This is a genomic window from Bacillus sp. A01H (assembly GCF_045277205.1).
Classification (GTDB): Bacteria; Bacillota; Bacilli; order Bacillales; family Bacillaceae_G; genus Bacillus_A; species Bacillus_A paranthracis.
Genome location: NZ_CP117702.1, coordinates 4,380,752 through 4,401,018, shown reverse-complemented (window position 1 = coordinate 4,401,018; position 20,267 = coordinate 4,380,752). Strand labels below are relative to the sequence as shown.

At 32.5% G+C, this 20,267-nt stretch carries 17 protein-coding genes, 1 tRNA gene and 1 pseudogene; 9 read left to right on the top strand and 10 right to left on the bottom strand.

Annotated elements, in window-relative coordinates; translation table 11 throughout:
* Positions 1 to 308: 308 nt before the first annotated feature.
* Positions 309 to 1,193, top strand: coding sequence for an Rpn family recombination-promoting nuclease/putative transposase (locus PSR14_RS23280; RefSeq protein WP_061658225.1), 885 nt, complete (start codon positions 309 to 311; stop codon positions 1,191 to 1,193).
* A gap of 296 nt (positions 1,194 to 1,489) precedes the next feature.
* Here the strand turns inward: PSR14_RS23280 and PSR14_RS23275 are convergent, their stop codons facing one another.
* Entirely contained in the window at positions 1,490 to 1,663 is a 174-nt protein-coding gene (locus PSR14_RS23275) for a hypothetical protein (protein WP_169509536.1), read from the bottom strand.
* Between the two features lie 278 nt (positions 1,664 to 1,941).
* On the opposite strand from PSR14_RS23275, the gene PSR14_RS23270 reads away from it, so the two are divergent.
* Together PSR14_RS23270 and PSR14_RS23265 are read left to right on the top strand one after the other, a co-directional pair.
* Entirely contained in the window at positions 1,942 to 2,922 is a 981-nt protein-coding gene (locus tag PSR14_RS23270; protein ID WP_098487738.1) for a CPBP family intramembrane glutamic endopeptidase, read from the top strand.
* 105 nt (positions 2,923 to 3,027) lie between these two features.
* The gene (locus PSR14_RS23265) at positions 3,028 to 3,393 is read left to right on the top strand and encodes a hypothetical protein (protein ID WP_098487737.1); all 366 of its coding nucleotides are present in this window, start codon (positions 3,028 to 3,030) and stop codon (positions 3,391 to 3,393) included.
* A gap of 188 nt (positions 3,394 to 3,581) precedes the next feature.
* Here the strand turns inward: PSR14_RS23265 and PSR14_RS23260 are convergent, their stop codons facing one another.
* The 8 genes from PSR14_RS23260 to PSR14_RS23225 form a co-directional block, all read right to left on the bottom strand.
* On the bottom strand, positions 3,582 to 4,526 hold the full coding sequence (locus PSR14_RS23260; RefSeq protein WP_098487736.1) for a hypothetical protein: 945 nt from the start codon (positions 4,524 to 4,526) through the stop codon (positions 3,582 to 3,584).
* 659 nt (positions 4,527 to 5,185) lie between these two features.
* Positions 5,186 to 5,620, bottom strand: a complete 435-nt coding sequence (locus PSR14_RS23255) for a hypothetical protein (RefSeq protein WP_000169367.1) — start codon at positions 5,618 to 5,620, stop codon at positions 5,186 to 5,188.
* Between the two features lie 304 nt (positions 5,621 to 5,924).
* Positions 5,925 to 6,266: a zinc ribbon domain-containing protein YjdM gene (locus tag PSR14_RS23250; protein ID WP_000067662.1), complete on the bottom strand. Its 342-nt coding sequence runs from the start codon at positions 6,264 to 6,266 to the stop codon at positions 5,925 to 5,927.
* Between the two features lie 137 nt (positions 6,267 to 6,403).
* Positions 6,404 to 6,643, bottom strand: a complete 240-nt coding sequence (gene dltC / locus PSR14_RS23245; protein ID WP_001288666.1) for a D-alanine--poly(phosphoribitol) ligase subunit DltC — start codon at positions 6,641 to 6,643, stop codon at positions 6,404 to 6,406.
* A gap of 41 nt (positions 6,644 to 6,684) precedes the next feature.
* Entirely contained in the window at positions 6,685 to 7,209 is a 525-nt protein-coding gene (locus tag PSR14_RS23240; RefSeq protein ID WP_000426347.1) for a hypothetical protein, read from the bottom strand.
* Between the two features lie 86 nt (positions 7,210 to 7,295).
* Positions 7,296 to 9,059, bottom strand: a complete 1,764-nt coding sequence (locus tag PSR14_RS23235) for a SulP family inorganic anion transporter (protein ID WP_262727235.1) — start codon at positions 9,057 to 9,059, stop codon at positions 7,296 to 7,298.
* 100 nt (positions 9,060 to 9,159) lie between these two features.
* The gene (locus PSR14_RS23230; RefSeq protein WP_098487527.1) at positions 9,160 to 9,600 is read right to left on the bottom strand and encodes a DNA mismatch repair protein; all 441 of its coding nucleotides are present in this window, start codon (positions 9,598 to 9,600) and stop codon (positions 9,160 to 9,162) included.
* A 1-nt stretch (position 9,601) separates the two neighbouring features.
* Complete coding sequence (locus tag PSR14_RS23225) at positions 9,602 to 9,955, bottom strand: metalloregulator ArsR/SmtB family transcription factor (RefSeq protein WP_000526193.1); 354 nt, start codon at positions 9,953 to 9,955, stop codon at positions 9,602 to 9,604.
* A gap of 309 nt (positions 9,956 to 10,264) precedes the next feature.
* On the opposite strand from PSR14_RS23225, the gene PSR14_RS23220 reads away from it, so the two are divergent.
* Positions 10,265 to 11,032, top strand: coding sequence for a C39 family peptidase (locus tag PSR14_RS23220; RefSeq protein WP_098487526.1), 768 nt, complete (start codon positions 10,265 to 10,267; stop codon positions 11,030 to 11,032).
* Positions 11,033 to 11,512: 480 nt separating this feature from the next.
* Here the strand turns inward: PSR14_RS23220 and PSR14_RS23215 are convergent.
* A tRNA-Ile gene (locus PSR14_RS23215) sits at positions 11,513 to 11,586 on the bottom strand.
* A gap of 533 nt (positions 11,587 to 12,119) precedes the next feature.
* On the opposite strand from PSR14_RS23215, the gene PSR14_RS23210 reads away from it, so the two are divergent.
* The 5 genes and pseudogenes from PSR14_RS23210 to hfq all read left to right on the top strand — a co-directional run bounded on the left by PSR14_RS23210 (position 12,120) and on the right by hfq (position 19,924).
* Complete coding sequence (locus PSR14_RS23210; protein WP_000668446.1) at positions 12,120 to 12,680, top strand: recombinase family protein; 561 nt, start codon at positions 12,120 to 12,122, stop codon at positions 12,678 to 12,680.
* 157 nt (positions 12,681 to 12,837) lie between these two features.
* Positions 12,838 to 15,882, top strand: a complete 3,045-nt coding sequence (locus PSR14_RS23205) for a Tn3 family transposase (RefSeq protein ID WP_098487804.1) — start codon at positions 12,838 to 12,840, stop codon at positions 15,880 to 15,882.
* A 94-nt stretch (positions 15,883 to 15,976) separates the two neighbouring features.
* Positions 15,977 to 18,913 (top strand): annotated as a pseudogene (locus PSR14_RS23200) (Tn3 family transposase); the annotation flags it as partial.
* Between the two features lie 512 nt (positions 18,914 to 19,425).
* Complete coding sequence (locus PSR14_RS23195; protein WP_098487803.1) at positions 19,426 to 19,743, top strand: transposase; 318 nt, start codon at positions 19,426 to 19,428, stop codon at positions 19,741 to 19,743.
* Positions 19,736 to 19,924, top strand: a complete 189-nt coding sequence (hfq, locus tag PSR14_RS23190; RefSeq protein WP_078175272.1) for an RNA chaperone Hfq — start codon at positions 19,736 to 19,738, stop codon at positions 19,922 to 19,924. The genes PSR14_RS23195 and hfq overlap by 8 nt, the downstream gene beginning before the upstream one ends.
* Positions 19,925 to 20,267 lie beyond the last annotated feature (343 nt).

Here is a 20,267-nt window from a genome sequence, read left to right as displayed (position 1 = left end):
GTTACCAAAAATCATTACCAAAATGATTACCACAAACATTTTCCAAAAGTGTACCGTGCACTTTTTTATCCTACTGGTAATTCAATTAAACCAGTAATTATTGTAATAAATGTAGATTTCCCGATACCGAATGATCCCGCACCAACAATCATAATGTTTTCTTTTTTATTTGGAACTTACTTTGCGGTCTAGGATAGCAACCTTATTATTCTTTCATGTATGTTGACATAATGGCTTATTTGCATGTGTATCACTTTTTTATGTACAATGAAAGAAAAACATCATATGAGATGGGGAGAGGAAAACCCATGTCCAACCAACAATTAGTGAATTTACGCATTGATTTTGCTTTTAAACAATTATTTGGCACAAGTGGAAATGAAGATATTCTCATTGCTTTTTTAAATGCAATGTTACAAGATTCTTTAGAATCACCCATTGTTTCGTTACAACTAGAAGATCCACACTTGCACCGCGAACATGAAGAGGATAAATTATCGATTTTAGATATTTCCGCTACATTAGATACAGGAACAAAGGTAAATGTCGAAATACAGCTGAATAACAATCATGACATGATTAAGAGAAGTTTGTATTACTGGGGAAGGTTATATACATCCCAACTACAAAAAGGAATGCCATATAGTTCTCTTCACAAAACCATTACGATTAACTTATTAAACTTTGTGATGTTTCCAGAATATGAAGCATTTCATACAACAGGAATCTTATGGAATCAGCAACAGCAAAAGAAGTTAAGTGATGATATTGAAGTTCATATTGTGGAGATTCCAAAGCTCATGCAACAGTGGCGGAATGAACAAGTAAATCCCTGGGAAGATTCGTTTGTTCGCTGGTTATTACTACTTCCAGCGAATGAAGATGAACATTTAACCCAAACATTGGAGGATATTGCGATGAACCAAGACCCGATTTTACAAAAAGCCATGAATAAATGGGAACGTATGAGTCAAGATTCTTCTTTCCGACAAGCATATGAAGCAAGGGAGAAAGCTTTGATGGATGAAGCTGCAAAGTTTGCTTATGCAGAACAAAAGGGCATTGAAAAAGGGATTGAAAAAGGGAAAATACAGCTTATTCGTGGTATGCACAAAAATGGAATGCCAATAGAAGATATTGCAAAGTTTACAAGTTTAGATATAGAAGAAATACGAAACATTTTACAAGCCTAAATGATTAAAAATAACACCTACAAATACTGTAGGTGTTATTTTTTTAGTGGCCGCCGCCACCAGGAGTATAATTAATGTTCGAAGAGATATAAATACCCGTCCCAGGATCATGCGGATAGTTGCCTGTATGTTTATTAACACAATTAAAATTCAATTCCGACAAAACTTTCTGAATTTTTTGTATTTTAATTTTATAACATACAAACCAAAAAAGCGATAGGACATAAAAAAGAAGTTATAATTGTGTTTAGAAAATATATTTCAGTAAGCAGGCAGAATAGTGTAAATTAAAATAATTATATATGTTTTTTTATCAGTTGAATTTGAAAAATGTCATTATCCGTAATACCAAGCACTTTCATTTCCTCTTTAAATGAGCGCCAGGGTTCAACCCTAATGGATTTTGTACTTTTATCTCGTAATGTGTATTCTCTTATATAATATGATTTTTGTGTGTTATGTTCTTTCATTGTGAGACCTCCATTATGATAAAGAAGAAAACACTTTAAGTAAGTGATTTCTTCTTTTGATATGTACCTGTGAGACCTACAGATTGCTCTTCAATAATAATTATATATCTATTCAATGATATTTGGCTTCAAATCTTGAGCTTTAATTGGATTTACTTTGTTGCTGATCCTAATTTGGGTGTTTTTTCGGGGGATCGGCAAAGAAATCCAAAATGCAATATGCTTTTTATTCGTTATAATTTATTAATATAAGATTGTAAATTAAAAGGGGGATACTTATGAGAATAGTTAATAAAGATAGTGAAGTTATTAGCGATTTAAAAGAAACGTTTGCCTTATTTTTCAGCTTTATGTGTTTACTGCTAATATGGGGTTCTATAAGAGTTATTATAGAATCTTATTCTTTTAATTCACCATATAAATTAATATTTGAAGGTTTGAGCAATGTCCTTGGCGCTATAATAGGTATAGGGATAGTAGTAAAATTAATTTCTTTCCCAACAAGAACGGCTTTAAACTTCAATCAAGTAATAAAAATTAAACCTTTAAAAGTACAAGAATTCTTTATAATTGTTAGTACAGTTATTTTATTTTTCCCTCTCGTCAACTTATTAGGAAATGTAGGGAAGATTTTTTTTGATAATAGTGTGAATTTAGGTTTTGACAAAATTTCACTTGAGAATCCTTTTATTATGGTGCTTTTTTGGGGTGTAATTTGCGGACCAATAGCAGAGGAATTAGTTTTTAGGGGATATATTTTAAATTCTTTTCAACACATCCATCCAGTTGTTTCTATAATAGTGACAGTAATGAGTTTTAGCGTGTTCCATTTTAACTCTTATCAAGTCTTGTATACAATACCCTCCTCTATCGCATTTACCTTATTAGCTTTTTATACTCAAAACTTAATGGCATCTATCTTTGCACATATTTTAAATAATTTTTTAGCATTTGCCCTCCCTAATTATCTACCCAATTTTAAATTAGACGTATGGTATTTCGTCATTCCTTGTACTGTAATAGGTATCTACTTATTATACCGTATGGGAAAAAACTATGTTTCTTATACATATGTACCTTTGCAGTTAAAAGATATTATTTTTCCTGTCCTCTTTTTAATTGCATTCATATTGTTTGCTGTATATGCAGTAAGGGAGATATCATTACTTTTCTTTTTAATAATCCCAATTTTATTGTTATTGATTTATCAACTGTATGCGAAATTTAGGGGGAACGTGCAGAACAATGTTAACATCTAATGATCTCATTTTCCTTATATACAAAGGGTTAGTTGAACAATTTGTCGAATGGATAGATATACCATCTAATTAATATAAGTAGTGAGAATGAAAGGAGAACTTAAAATGAGTACTAATATGTATGAAAAATTAATGGAGATTTTACCAGATGATTCAGTGATTGGGCAACCGTTTTGGACATTAATGGAGAGGGATTCAGCATCTGAAAAAGGAATCAATGGCTCATATGTTTCTGTTTCGAATAATGTTATCCCTTTGTATATTTCAAAAAAGATGGCCATAGATGCTAGCCAAAGATTGGGTGGGGTTGTAAGAGGAGTTTCACAAAGTCATTTACAATTTTTGGTTGATTTATCTGAAACAGGCGAACAGTTTGGAAATATGAAATTATGTATTATCTTATTTGATGAATCACAAGCGATGATAGTAGAGCCTAGAATGGTTAAAGATTACTTTTTAGTTGATATGTAATAAATTGAAAATTAGTTTTACAAAATACACAAAATGTTAAACTCATAAAACCCATTGATATCGGTATGTATGCACGATATCAATGGGTTATTATTTAGACATTTAACAGTGTGTTTTACAAATTATAAAAAGGGGTAAACTTACTCTTACTTTTTATAGAAATAACATATAACATTTAATGATTTTTATTATTGATTAATAGCATTAATAATTTTTGGAACTCTTTCATCACGATGAATTTTAGGTAGCAATTTTACAGTAGCACTTGATAATCGTTCTAAGAATTTTTCTAATTCCTTGTTCTGTATAGGTTTCATAGAAAAATCTCCAGCCAATTTTTTATACAAATTAGCACATGAAGTAATTTCTAATTTAGAAATAATATCAGTATCTTGAAGCAAGCCAACAAAAACTTTAAAGTGTTTCTCCTGGAATTTTTGTATAAGTTCATCATAATACCCTACAGCATCCCTAGAAACCCCATAACTATTTCCTAATCTACAAGTAATTATAGTTTTAACATATTTATCTAAAACTGAAATAGGAATATCACCAGATTGAGGAACATACTTTGAAATCATTCTAATATGCTTTGGCTCATTGTAAAAGTTATCCCAACCATAATGTGCAGTATGTAAAGAGTCTAATAAACTATCAATCTCAACAGCTATCTGATCCTCAGACAAATAAGATAAACCATCCACTAATGATAAAAATTCGTGAGATAATTTTTTTCTTTCTAAATCTGCATTTACTGAAAAAACAGCGTATTTCAATCCAATATCTTGTTTGGCCTGTTTAGAAGAATTATTCCAAATACAATGTACTAATAATTTTATATTATTTCTTACTGTCACTTCAATTTCCGAATCTAAATACATTCCAAAAATTGCTCTTACAAGTGAGTCAACTAAATCTACTGGTAGCTTTGTAATATTAGATAATATAGGAGGAACATCTGTCTCATTTAAAACCTCTGTTCTTATATTATGTAATAATCTTTTAATTTCTAAAACTGGACCTTCTGGTTCTTTCGCTAAAACCTCTTTAATACAAGTCTGTAAATAGCTTGATATTTGTAAACCGTCAAGATCATTATGATTAGGATGTGCTGCACTCGCATGATTTCTCATATCTCTAAGAACCTGTTTAGAATCTATGGTATAATCTGTACAAAAAAGGATATTTTCTATGATACATAATTATACAAGTAACGTTTCACGTGAAGGGTGTTTTTGCCCATCCCCCGAAAAAGGGGAATAAGACAAAATATACCAATTAGATACTGAATAGAGTCTTGTATAAATTGGAGTTTGCGTAGTAAAGGAACAAAAACGACAATAATATTCCAAACCTTGAATATCTCTCTTTGAACGTACGTCTGTACGTTCAAAGAGAGAAGAGATACTTATAAAAAGCATTTTTGCTAATAGTCTCTATATAAAGTAGGAATGAAAAATACTACATTTTATAGACGAGTCAAAGAATACGAACATAGCTTACAAAAAGTACCCAATATGAATTTCGCATAGATTTAAGCCAGAGATAAAAATCACTGGCTTAATGTATAATATGAATGCTTCCGTCCTCAAAAATTTCCACCTTTTGATGGCTACCTAATTACTTCATAGGATTCATCATGAATCCTATGAAGTAATTCTGATTGCCCTCTAAGAAATTCGACTTCATCTTCACGAGAAATGTGACCAGGAGCGTACATAGATTCACCAACCTTCAAGTTTATTTTTTAGATTTACGATTAATCTCAACTTGAGAAAAAAACCTAATCAATTTAATAATAACGTTTTGAATTATAATACTTTTGAAGACTGTGTATACCTAGTTCTAAGTCACTTTTTGATAGTATTTTTTCGATGGTTTTCTCTTTTAGTATACTTGCTAAATGTAAGATATCAGTTGAAACATTTTCCCATTGCTCTACTTGTTTTTGAAGTCGTGTAATTTCATTTTGCTGAGTAAGTGTAAGGTGTACTTCTATTTGCCATTTTTCAAGTTGCTTTTTATATATTGGTATAAATTCGAGTTGATCGGTATGCAATTGAATAATACGACATACTGTGTAGTCATCTAATACACATGGTTGTTGATTCACTTCTAATAACTGTGTGTATTGTTCATTTGTATCCTCTAGTTGGTTATCAATCATATTCGCAATCATCGACAGGGCACTAATTGGTTGCCAATTTGGTTCAGGTGTCTTTGTCATAATTATCTTTATACTCCTTTTTATGTTAGATTAATTTCATCATACTATTTTTAGTCGGAAAATTCAGGAATATAATCGCCACAAACATTTCTCTAAAGCGCTGTATATGTTATTACTATATAGACCATATATTTCCCCAAAATACACGGGTATGGTTGAGATAAGTTCAAAAAGATAGAAAGACCTCATTCAAGAATACTTATCATGAATGAGGTCTTTCTATTAAAACGTTGTTTAATTTCCACCTTAAAAATGCTGTACATTCACTGGCTTTCAAATTAACTCTGTTGCATTAAACCCACATTTAAACCTTTTTAACAAATTCAGATTTTAATTTCATAGCTCCAAAACCATCAATTTTACAATCAATATCATGGTCTCCATCCACTAAACGGATACTTTTTACTTTTGTACCGATTTTCACAACCGATGAAGTTCCTTTTACTTTAAGATCTTTGATTACTGTTACAGAATCACCATCATTTAAGATATTTCCGTTTGCATCTTTAATTACCTTTGTATCTTCACTATTTTCAGTTTCTGATTCTAAAGTCCACTCATGGGCACATTCTGGGCAAACAAAAAGATTTCCATCTTCGTAAGTGTACTCTGAATTACATTTTGGGCAATTAGGTAAATTAGACATATTTTTATTTCCTCCACTTTTTATCATTCATTCTATATATAGCTTTTTAAAACTTTCCTTTTATAATTTCATAAGAATAGCAATTCTGAAGTTGAAATTTAAGAAGCTACCCTTATCTATGTTTCAAGAACCTATTTTTATCGCATATCTTTCAGTTTCTTAATGATCATGTTCGGTGTTGCCCATTCATCACGGTCAAAGTCAGAAATAGACACTCCAATATTTAAACGCTCTTGAAATTCTACTAATAAAGATACTGTAGCAAAAGAATCTAGAATCCCTTCTTCAAATAATTGCACATCTGGGTTATCTTTTACGATATCATTTTCACATACTTCTTCTAAAACAGTTAATACTTGATTTTTAAATTCAGACATTATTTATGCTCCTCTATATCCATGATTTATCATTAATTTTTTCATAGTTTTCTATTTTTTAACACATCATTTAAAAGAATCTGTCCCATCATCATTACAAAGCTACCCCTAGTTTTTGTGTAATAGTTATCCAGGTTTAACAAATAATCGTTCCCTGGAACATATGTGATTACAAACCCTTTGTTCTTTTCTTTAGGGAATGGAATGTAAATATTTTTAACATCTGGCTGTATAGCTGGAATGTCTTTCGAAAACAAACCATTTAATTTCGTTAAAAACGTCTTTCCATTAGAGATAGGTTGTATTTTCTCAGCCCTGTTCACACCATCTGTGTTTTTACTTGAATCTATTCCCCATACAATTACACCACCAGAAACACAAGAAAAAAATGACACGCTTTCTTCATAATTCTCTTTATCATCTTTGGAAAGAACACTACTCGTACAATCTGTTTTACATTGAAATGTAAGGAAGATATTCTCTTCTTGCTGTTTGATGATCATTTGTTGGATGTATGAAAAACCTTCTTGTTCACACCTTGTAAAAATCTTCTCCGCATTCTCCAAAGTAAACTTTCTCCTTCTCTATTTTTCAATAAAATAATTAAAAGAGTAGATCAAATCAAACAAACTTTGTATGTGAAGTGAATTTTTTATAAATCTAATGCATTCACTTTATTCTTTATTGTATTTGCTTCCTGAGATTGCTGAGAAAGCTCGATACATTCATGAAAAGCGAAATGCTTACACCCTATACATTTTTTTGTATTCAAATGTCCTAAAGCATAGTTGATGGCTTCTCCAGTATGATCAAAAAAGTTTTCTTCTCCAATCTCAGCGTACAATCTATTCTTATCTAGTGTTGCTTTTAGCTCTGATTGAATTCCTGAAATGAGAAGTACGCCACCTTGGTTTTTAAAATGCTGAACAATATTCCGAAAGTAAGACTCTCCTGTTGTATCAATAAAAGGAACTTTTCCCATACGCAAAATTAAAACTTTGGGTTTATAATGAATGGTCGCTAAAATGTTTTGTTCAAATGTTTGAGCAGCCCCAAAGAATAATGGCCCTTCTATTGTGTAAATGCTTATTTGTGGACAATCATGAGCTTTATTTACCACATGTGGTAACAATTTTTCATGCTTCCTTGTATGATCAGGAAGCACTTTAGATATGACAAGCATGTTGCTCATACGTTTTGTAAATAAAATAACAGCTAAAATAAGTCCAATTTCCACAGCTGTTGTCAAACTTGTAAATACAGTCAGTAGAAATGTTACAAGTAATACAAGAGAATCCCCTGTCTTCATTTTAAGTATGTGAATAAAATGTTTTTGCTCACTCATGTTCCAAGCTACCACCATTAAAATGGGAGCCATACTAGCAAGTGGAATATGCGAAGCGTATGGAGCTAATAGTAGAAGTGTGAATAACACAAATACCCCGTGAATAATTCCTGACATCGAAGATGTAGCTCCACTCTTAATATTGGTTGCTGTGCGGGCAATCGCTCCAGTTGCTGGAATCCCTCCAAATAACGGGGTAACAATATTGGCAATGCCCTGACCAATCAGCTCTTTGTTACTGTTGTGCTTACTATTTGTCATACCATCTGCCACGACAGCGGATAAAAGAGATTCAATACCACCCAACATTGCAATAACAAATGCAGGGCCAATCAACTGTTTGATACGCTCTAATGTGATTTCTGGTATATCAAACTGAGGAAGTGTATTTGGAATCGTGCCATATGCTGTACCAATAGTAGGCACATGACCTGAGAAAAATACAGTTGCAATGATAGTTGAAATTACAACACCTACTAATGAACCAGGTACTTTAGGTGAAATTTTTGGTGTTATGAGTATAACAAAAAAGCAAATCAAAGCAGTTATAACACTGTAAAAATTGGTAGTACCGATATGAGTGAAGATTTCCTGCAGGTTTGCTATAAATTCTTCATGCTTTTTTATACCTGTTAGCCCTAAAAAACTAGCAATTTGTCCCGTAAAGATAATGACGGCAATACCTGACGTAAAACCAATTGTTACAGGACGTGGGATAAATTTAATTAAAGATCCCAGTTTAAAAATTCCCATAAGACATAAGATAATTCCGGCTAACAAACCAGCAAGTAGTAAACTTTCATATCCATAGGTAATGACAATGCCTAAAAGAATTGGAACAAAAGCACCTGTAGGTCCCCCAATTTGATACTTTGAACCACCAAATAGCGAAATGAGTATTCCGGCAATACATGTTGTATAAATTCCATACTCTGGTTTAACACCAGAGGCTATTGCAAAAGACATAGCAAGCGGTATCGCAACAACTCCGACAATCATTCCTGACAGAAGATCCTTTTGAAAATGTCCCAATGAATATCCTTCAAACCTTCCTGTAAATAACCCTCTCATTACAAACCCTTCTTTTCTATTTATAATAAATCTGGATTACAAATGTATTTCTCGTTCCTTTATAGAGGAGATTTTCATTTTCACAAGAGAAAACATTATCCTAATATTTACTATACGTTTTTCTTAAATGACGATCTAATTTACCTACATCTCCACCTTGTTGTACGTAGGATTTCAACCTTTCCGCTAGAAGTTCTCCGGCTCGACTATCTAGCTTCTTCGTATCAATAAATGATGTAATCCTTACCTTATCTGGAGTAATATCTCTACGAAACATCTGTCCTGGGATTTCACTCCAAAAACGATTCCATTCATCTAATAATCCGATTTGATCGAATAAAAAACCTTGAATCCCACATAGCCAAGCTGTACAAGCTGTATTTCTTTTTTGACATCCAACGCCATCTTGTAAATGCTGGCATGAAAAACAACAAGAATTCCCACTTTTAATACAAACTTTACAAACATGATGAGCTCCTATTGAGTGGAAAATTTCAATCCCATGTTGGATGATATCTTCTTTCTTAACTTCAATGCTCAACCTAATCCTCCTTACCTATCGTTTCAAGTTCTGTTTCATCTAGTTCTTCTAACATTGAAATCGTATCGATTAAATGGTTGTTAAAAATTTTCCGTGCAACTACCAGTAAATCCACAATCATAGGGTCTCGTAGAGAATATAAAACTCGTTTTCCATCTTTCGTACCAACAACAATGTTTTTTGAACGTAGTACACTTAACTGTTGAGAAACAGCTGAACCTTCCTTGTTAAGGATGGTTTGAATTTCATTTACACTTCTTTCACCCTCTGACAATAGTTCTAGAATACCTATTCGCAAAGGATGTGATAAGGCTTTAAAAAAATCAGCTTTAAATTGTTGCATTTCATTTCCCATTAAAACACCTACTTATTTTTAATTAAAGACCCAAAAGTATCATATACATCTTCAAATGTTTGAATATGTATATGATACTTCTAGAACTTACAATTTTCAATAAAAACATTTGAACCCATATGGGTCAATTATTATTAGGTACATATTGTAATACTACGCCTCGTTTTTACACGTATTTCGGTTATACCCTAATATCAGTTACATTAGTATTGAATATTTTTATGAGAAATTAAAGCACACAATTCATAAAAAATGATATTTAATGAGATATTATGACATGTATCGAAATACATAAAGAAGGTGAATGACGTGAAAAGACTTCTAATTTTGTATGTCCTGTTTTCAATTTTAGCGGGCTGTTCTACAAAACAATCTCCAGTTGAAAAGCATGAGTCTAACGTTGGACATGAAGATATTGAATTAACAAAAAATCCTACATCCCAAAACGAACCACTTCAATCCCCAGCTCCTTCAGTACAAGAAAAGGTCATTTTAGACGTGCCATTAATATCTCAAAAACCTGAATTGAAATACGGATGCGAAGTTACGAGCTTAGCGATGGTATTACAGTACGCTGGTATTAAAGTGAATAAAATGCAGTTAGCTAACAGTATCAAAAAGGATACTACCCCGCTGTCTATGAATAAAAACAGAGACATCATTCAATGGGGGGATCCTAAAGAAGGATTCGTTGGAGATATAACGGGTAAAACTAAGGGATATGCTGTCTACGTCCAACCGTTACAAGAATTGATGGAACGTTATCTTCCAAATCGCACAGTGAACTTAACAGGAAAAGCTTTCAATGATGTGCTAGCTCAAATCAAAATGGATAAACCTGTAGTGGTTTGGACGACCGGAGATTACAAAGTTCCGGATAGATGGGAGTCTTGGAAACATGGGAACAAACAAATCACAGCTCCTCTGGATTTACACGCTGTTGTACTTATAGGTTTTGAGGATGGGTACATTTATATTAATGATCCTTTAAGCGGAAAAAAAGCGCATAAGGTAAAACAAGAACCTTTCATTCAATCTTGGGATGCATTGGGAAAACAAGCCTTATCGTATCGTTAACGAATTCAAATTCGTTTAATATCTATAAGAGTTCAAAGTAAAGAACATGAATTTTGTACGCTAAGTGATTGCCCTCATGAAAAAGTGGATTTTTTTATTAAGTTAGGAAAACAAATCAACCCTAAAACGAAAAAATGTGCTTTTTTGTTGCAAGTTAGCACAAAATTTCGTTCTAAGGGCGCTATAAAATTTTAAGTGGATGGAGATTTTTTTCTACCTTTATTAGGGGGGAGAATAAGCTTTTCCTGTTTTGCTAGTGGGGGGATGAATGTATTACTATGAAGTTAATTATCCAACTAAACGGTTTGCTCCTGATCCCTGGTATAAAGAAAAGGTACTCAAATGAGCACCTTTTCTTTATTGATGAAATTCGATAAGTTGTTAGTTTTCCAAGCTAACCATGACAAATACAACAGCTTCGAATTAATTATGTCATATATCTATTTATTAGTTTTTGAGAAAATAAGAATTGATAATAAGTGGACCTTGTAGGACTTGAACCTACGACCGGACGGTTATGAGCCGTCTGCTCTAACCAGCTGAGCTAAAGGTCCATGGTAAGCGATTAGTTTTCCAAGCTAATCGCGATAATGAAGTATACCGAGATAAGTATATATTATTTTGAATAGAAAGAAAAGACACCCTAACGAATGCCTTTCTCCGACTTGATACCCACTTCAATTTTTACAAAATGTATTGGACTCCCATCCAATTATATTTTACTACATGGGATATGGAAACCAAAAGAAAAATAGGGGGTCATATGAAAATAAATTGCAATTCTTCGCCATTAAAAAGATTCTTTTTTAAATTGTCAAAACGAATCCACAAATATAGTGGATTCGTTTTTGTTTTTTCTGAAGAGAACAAAGTAATGAAAAACGAGTTAGAATTTACAAATCTATTACCATCACACCGTTTTCCCTGTAACAAAAACGATCGTTTTTGTTACAGGGATTAGTATCAAGACATGACATCACGTAAACTAGCAATCTTGACGTAACAAAAATATGTAACAAAATTATTTTGTAACAATATCTATTTCATAACGTTTTTGATACAATAAAACTGAAAAAGGAGGAATTATATGAAATTTGGATATATGCGAGTATCTACAATTGATCAAAATTTAGATCGACAAGAACAGCAACTAAAAGATGCTGGTTGTGAACGAATCTTTTTTGAAAAAGTAACCGGAGTCAAACGAGACCGACCTGAGTTAAATCGTATGTTAGAATTTCTACGCAACGACGATACGGTTGTAGTAACAGACTTAACTCGCCTTTCACGTTCTACAAAGGATTTAATTGAGATTACCGAACTAATTTCTCAAAAAGGAGCGAACTTGAAAAGCTTAAAAGAGTCCTGGCTCGATACAACAACAGCACACGGGAAAATGCTCTTTACTGTTTTTGCAGGTATTGCTCAATTCGAAAGAGATTTAACCTCAGAACGAACAAAAGAAGGAATTCTGGCAGCAAAAAAACGTGGGAAATACCCTGGAAGACCAAAAACCGATGAAGAAAAAGTAAATTATGCCTTATATCTTATAGAACAAGGAATGAATCGTACGGATGCTGCCGAGAAAGCCGGTATTTCTAGAATGACCTTATATCGCAAGATGCAAAGAGATAATGAAGTTAACTAAAAATTAACGGAGCAAAGAATTACTTGCGTATTCTTCACGGTCTAGTTTTCCCACTGTTTCATTTTTACTTTTATAGGAAACTTCATAACTGACTAGAGCAGGAATCATCTTACTAAGCCTGTAAGATTTCATTTAGTTAACAAAAAGGAGACACGTTATGGTTAGTATGCAAGAAACAGCTTATCCCAGATTAAAAAGTTGTCCATCTTCTACAGAATTAGAAAAACTTTTCTCACCCACATCAAGTGAAATTTCGTGGGCAAAACAGAAAGCACGTAACTCTTTTTCGCAGTTAGGTTTATTAACAATGTTAAAAACATTCCAATGTCTAAATTATTTTCTTCCAATCAGAGATACTCCACCAATTATAATTGAACATATTGGGAGAAAAGCAAAGCTTGATCTACCAGAGCGAGAAGAATGGAGTTCTTATCATCGTTCTGGTACAGGAATTCGTCAGATTGCTATGATTCGTGAATATCGTCAAGCTAAAATATTTAATGACCAAGCTCGTCAAATTATGTTGAATATCATGAAGCTATCTGTATTAGAAAAAGACGAAAAAAGCGATATTATTAATATTGCGATTGATGAACTAGTCAAGCACAGCTATGAGCTTCCTGCTTTTAGTACACTTACAAAAGCTGTAGATCACGTACATGCTGAAGCGTATCGTGTTTTATATCAACGCATTTCAGATGCTTTAACGATTGACGAAAAACAAAAGATAGATCAATTGTTTCAGAGTAAGGAAGGTTCTACTTATTCTGATTGGAATGTAGTAAAACAAGATCCTGGACGTCCCACCTTATATCAATTAAGACGCTGGATATATCGAAAAAACTGGCTCAACGAACGGTATGTAGAATCTGATTTTTTTCAACGTCTCCATATTCCGCCTGCAAAAATTGAAAGATTAGCAGCTGAGGCTAAAACATTAGATGCATCTCGAATGAAAGAATTGGAAGCACATAAAAGATACACATTGACTGTCTCATTACTATCTGTTCAATTTGCAAGTACCATTGATGATATTGGAGAAATGTATATAAAACGTATAGCTAGTTCGCACAAAAAGTCTGAAGGTTCCCTTCAGGAGTTGAAAAAAAAGAAAGAAAAACAAACTGATAGTTTAATTACGATTCTACATAATACAGTGCTTGCGTTTCAATCCGAAGGATCGACAGAGGAAAAGTTACAAGAATTAGAAAATTTAATTGGTGGAAACTCTGGTCAATGTGTATTAGGTGATTGTGAAAATCATTTAGCTTATGCCGGAAATAATTACTTCTCGTTTGTATGGAAGCATTTAAAAAGCAGTAGAGCAGAGTTAATGAAAATATTAGAAACGTTAGAATTTAAATCAACAAACCAAAATAACGGATTAGAACAATCCATTTTATTTTTAATAAAAAATAAAATGAAGAAATCCGAATGGATTCCCATTATTGACTTAACTAATCAAAGAGATAATGAAGGTAATTTACATGTAACGCCTGCGATTGATCTTTCCTGGATACCTGAAAAATGGTGGCGGTGGATTCGTCCACATCAGAGAAGGAACGCTCCTCCTGAAAAGATTCATCGGCGCCATTTTGAAGCATGTGTTTTTTCTCAGGTTTGGTTGGAATTAAAGTCTGGAGACTTATATATAGAAGGAAGCGATAAATATGCAGATTATCGAAAACAATTAATTTCTTGGGATGAATATCAAGAAAATGTCGCTACTTTTTGCGATCAAGCAGGACTTCCTACAACTGCTCAAGATTTTAAAGTGCAAGTTTACAACAAACTAGAAAAAATGGCTAGGAGTGTAGATGTCTTTTTTCCAAAAAATAAAGCTGTTACACTACGTAATGGTGAGCCAGTTATCACAAAACCTAAAAAGAAAAAAGTATCTCCTTTATTAAAAGCTGTACGAAAACGTATTGATGAAAAAATGGTTCCAATTAATGTATTAGATTTATTAGGAGACACAGAATATTGGTTAAATTGGACACGTTTTTTCGGTCCGATTTCTGGTCATGATGCAAAGTTAGAAAAGCCATCTGAGCGCTATTTAACAACAGCTTTTTGCTATGGATGTAATTTAGGCCCTACTCAAACAGCGCGTTCTCTAGGAAGTATAGATCGCAAACATATATCTTGGATAAACGAAAGACATATTACAGAAGAGAACATTCAAAAAGCCATTGAATGGATTATTAATGCTTATAATCGATTTAAGCTACCTAAGTATTGGGGAAATGGAACTAGTGCTTCAGCTGATGGTACAATGTGGGATCTATATGAAAAAAATTTACTATCAGAAAATCATATTCGATATGGGGGATATGGTGGAATTGGTTATTATCATGTCTCTGACACTTATATTGCTTTATTCAGTCATTTCATACCTTGTGGTGTCTGGGAAGGTGTTTATATTTTAGATCTTCTCATGAAAAATAAATCTGATATTCAACCTGATACTCTTCATGCTGATACCCAAGGGCAAAATGCACCTGTTTTTGGATTAGCTTATTTACTAGGTATTCAACTTATGCCACGTATTCGTAATTGGAAAGATTTAAAGTTCTTGCGACCAAGTAAAGAGTCTACCTATCAACATATTGATGGATTGTTCTCACACTCAATTGATTGGAATTTAATCGAAAATCATTATAAAGATATGTTACGTGTAGTAATGTCGATTAAAATGGGACGAATTCATCCTTCTACGATTTTAAATAAGTTAAATACATATAGTAAAAAGAACAAGTTATATCAAGCTTTTCGAGAGTTAGGTAGTGCCATTCGCACTTTATTTTTATTAAAGTATCTATCTGATGAAAAATTGAGAAGTACAATTCAAGCAGCCACAAATAAAAGTGAATCTTTTAATGGATTTGCAAAATGGTTATTCTTTGGTGGAGAAGGAATTATTGCAGAAAATAATCGAGAGCGTCAAAGAAAAATTATTAAATACAACCATCTAATCGCTAATTGCTTAATTTTTTACAATGTATTTCAGCTTACACGGATTCTTCATGAATATATACAAGAGGGGAATAAAATTGATGCGGAAGTATTATCTGATCTGAGTCCGTATTTAACATTTCATGTAAACCGATTTGGAAAATACCGACTAGATTCTAATCGACGTCCTCCAGATATTGAATTTGATATACCTGTATCACCGATTCCAATTGAAGTAGCTGGTTAATCTAAGCAAGAGAGAGGTACAATTTATATAATCTTCTCTCTTGCTTGACATTTGTGAGTGGCTCCAAAAAGAAGGAATCGTTGCCGTACCCCCTTTACGTTCAATAAAATCTAAGATTTATTTTATTCTTCAACTTGGATACTTTAAGTCAAAGCATTTATTTTTTCAATTTAACCTATGTGAAGTGAAAGAAGATATTCAATATATTCTTAAAGTCCATTTCAATGATGCTGACTTCTCAAATTTTGAATCTATTGATAAAAAAACTAGGCTAAATCAACAACAACTTATTCTCAAGCGATTTAATTATTGTCTTTGTGATCCACAATCTCGACTAGATTTAAAAGAACAAGCTCGTAGAGCTGCAGCTGTAAGTGGGAAACCGATTTTTATTTTTCGCGAACTTATAAATTATTTAACTACTAAACGGATTATTATTCCTGGTTATAGCTTTATACAAGAGGTTATAGGAAATGCTATTACATATGAACAAAAACGCCTTATAAGGATTATACAAAAACAGCTATCCGAGGCGGATAAACAGCATTTAAAAGGATTATTATACAATCCTTCTGGTTTATATAAGATTACTCGAATCAAACATGAACCTAAAGACTTTAGTATGAATGAAATTAAACAGGAAATTGAATATGGGAAAGAAATGTATCCTCTTTTTCAATTGGCCAATTCAATTTTGCCACAACTAAAAATTTCTAATGAAAGTATTAAATATTACGCTTCTTTAGTAGAATATTATTCCATATATAAATTAAAAAGGTTTAATGAATCCCTTATAAATCTTTATTTATTGTGCTTTATTTTTCATCGATACCAAAGAATGAATGATAATTTGATCAATAGTTTTATTTATAAAATGAGAAAATACAACGATGATATCTTATCCTTTGCGAAAGACCAAGTATATAACTATTACACAGAAAACCAGGAGGATTTCAAGAAAGTCGGAAATGTTTTACAAGTTATAATGGATGAAAACATTTCAGAACATACAGTATTTAAAGACATACAAAGACGTGTATTTTCTATCCTAGACCGCCCTAAATTAACTGAGCTAGCAAATCAAATCCTGAATACTTCGAAGATAGATGAAAAAGCGTTCCGTTGGGAACGTATCGATGCATTAGCTTTACAATTCAAGAGACAAATTCGTCCTATTTTTATGACGATTGATTTTGTTACAACAGATATTGAAGATTCTCTTATGGATGCAATACATTTTTTAAAAGAAGTTCTTATGAAACGAAAAACTTTACTTAAATATGATATCAAAGATATTCCACAAACCTTTATACAAAATGGGACCAAACGTTACCTTTACACGAAAGATGATGCGCATTCAAAACGCTTACTAATAGATCGATATGAATTTTTAATTTATCATTCTTTATGGCATCGCTTACAATCAGGAGATATCTTTTGTAGAGATAGCATACAGTATAGAAGTTTTGAAGATGATTTAGTCGATGAAGATACGTGGGTACATAAAGAGAGTATGATTCAAGATTTCAATTTAAATAAGCTACAACAACCCATCGAACAACATTTAAAAGAACTTGAAAACAAATTGGAAGCTCGTATCATCTCTATTCATAAAAGGATTACTTCTGGAAAAAACAAACATGTTCAAGTGAAAAAACATAAAAATCAGCATTCTTGGACACTTCCATATACTCGAGCTTCAGCTCTTATTAATCATTCTTTTTTCGATGTATTACCACAAGTTGATATGAGAAGTATCCTGTATTTTGTAAATCAGCAATGCAATTTTCTAGATAACTTTGAACATATTCTGGGACGCTATGCCAATCAAAAAGCAAAGGATTATACTCTCATTCCATGTTTAATAGCTTGGGGAACAAATATGGGGTTATATAGAATGGGAGAAGTCTCTGATATAGATTTTTCAAAATTAGCTACTACATCAGCTAATTTTATTCGATTAGAAACATTAAAAGATGCAAATGATTGTATCAATAATGCCACAAGTCAGCTTCCTATTTTTCCATATTTTAATATTGATGATTTCATCCATTCAAGTAGCGATGGCCAAAAATACGAAACACAGATTCATACACTACAGTCCCGTCACTCTTCTAAATATTTTGGAATGAATAAAGGAATCACTTCTTATACAATGGTGGCTAACCACATTCCAATTCAAGCAAGAATTATTGGTGCAAATGAGCATGAAAGCCATTATGTATTTGATATTTTATACAATAATACAACCAATATAAAGCCTACTATCCATTCTACAGATACACATGGAACGAATGAAGTTAATTTTGCTATTTTAGATTTGTTTGGTTACCAATTTGCACCTAGATATAAAGATATTCAAGCAACGATATCTCGAAATTTATATGGTTTTCAACACCCAAGCCATTATGAAGAATTACTGATTAAACCTGTGCGTAAAATTAATACAGATCTCATTGTAAAAGAATGGGACAATATAAAACGAATTATGGTATCTCTTGCTTTAAAGACGACGACTCAAAATGTTATTGTTCGAAAATTAAGTTCTTATGCACGGAAAAATCAAACCAAGCGGGCACTATGGGAGTATGATAACATCATTAAAAGCCTATATTTTTTAGAATATATTGATTCATTATCGTTACGTCAAAATGTTCAAAAATCACTAAATCGTGGAGAAAGCTATCATAAATTACGTCGATCAGTATCATATGCAAACTTTGGGAAACTCCGTTTCAAGACTGAACAAGATCAGCACATTTGGAATGAATGTAGTAGGTTGCTCAGCAACTGTATTGTTTATTACAATGCGAGTGTATTATCTAATTTATTAATAAAATCCAAAGATACAGGTATTGAGATGAAAATATTACAGTATATTTCACCAATTGCATGGCAACATATCAATTTTTATGGTCGTTATGAATTTAGTAAATCCCCAACGGTAGTAAATATAGAGGAAATTCTTGAGAGTATCAATAAAGATGATATTCTAACCAGCTTAACACGAGAAGACTCCTTGGAAGAATAAAGTATCGCTGTCCTTATTCCCCCTTTTCGGGGGGATGGGCAAAAACACCCGAATTTGAAAAGAAGGGAGATATATAAATGGAAAACGCACATCATTCCTTACAGCAAAGGTTTAAAGAATTTCTTGTTATGTTCGTTAGTTTTTGGTTCATTATGTTTCTCATGTATGGTGAAAGCCTGTTACAATAAAATGGAGTCGAAACACCCTTAGGTAGCTCTCATAGGTGTAAGATCTGTGGGGGCTTTTTTAACAAATAAGATTAAAATTTCACGTACCGAAATGTTTAATAAAAAACAAAGTACCAAATTAATAGTCTACATTTAATTTCCATGCCCAATTAATCTGCTAAATGGATCATGTATTGTTTAGTTTGGATACTACTTCATGTAAAATGGACATTTTTTATATTTTGAATAGATTTTTTGCTAAATATGTAACTAGAGCAGTATTTTAAGTTAAATGTGATACGATAGTTATATATGCATTCAGATGGAAAAAGGGGATGAAGTTTGGTGAAAAACCATATAAAAGTAAATGGAAAGCTCCTTCAAACAAATAAAAAGTGGTCACATCTCCGGCAAAAACAAAAAGAAAATATTTCTAATTGGTTACATAGGGAATATACACAGTTTGTAAGAACACATCACAGAAAACCTAGAAAGTACGAGCATGATGAAATTCTTCATGAAGTGATGAATCAAATACAGGAACGTGAGATTTGGATTCCGTATAATGAAGTGAAAAAATACTATGTAAGCAAAATAGGAAAATGGTTTAGAAAAATAGAAAGTGAATGGGAAATACAAAGTGGAGGTGTATTCCATGTATAACTTACAAGAAGATATGTATGAACAATTAAAAGAGAAAAAAGGGGACATTACTATCTTTTTAAAGAGTGGGGTTCCAATACGTGGGCAAATCCTTGCAACAGATAAATTTACTGTGCTTATGATAGTTCATGGTAAGCAACAACTTGTCTACAAACAAGCAATCTCCACAATTATTAAGTAATTCTTTTTCCTCCTTTTTGGGGGGATGGGCAAAAACCCACCAAAAAGGAGAGTGAACAAATGTCCTTATTGCTGAAGGAAAAATATCACTTAACATTTTAGTAAATATCGACTTTCCAACACCGAATAGACCATATTTAATAGGATAATAAGCTTAGCGTACAGTAAACACCTTGAATTGCGTCCAAATTATGTCTAAACGTACAATTTTCTTTTTTTGATACGGTGAGGCCTATCAGGGGGCACCATATTATTTCGGGAATTCTGTATGTTTACAAACTTCTGTCACAGCACCCCTAAGTGTGTAAACAATTCAATGATCAATTAAACTTAGATTTTGATCT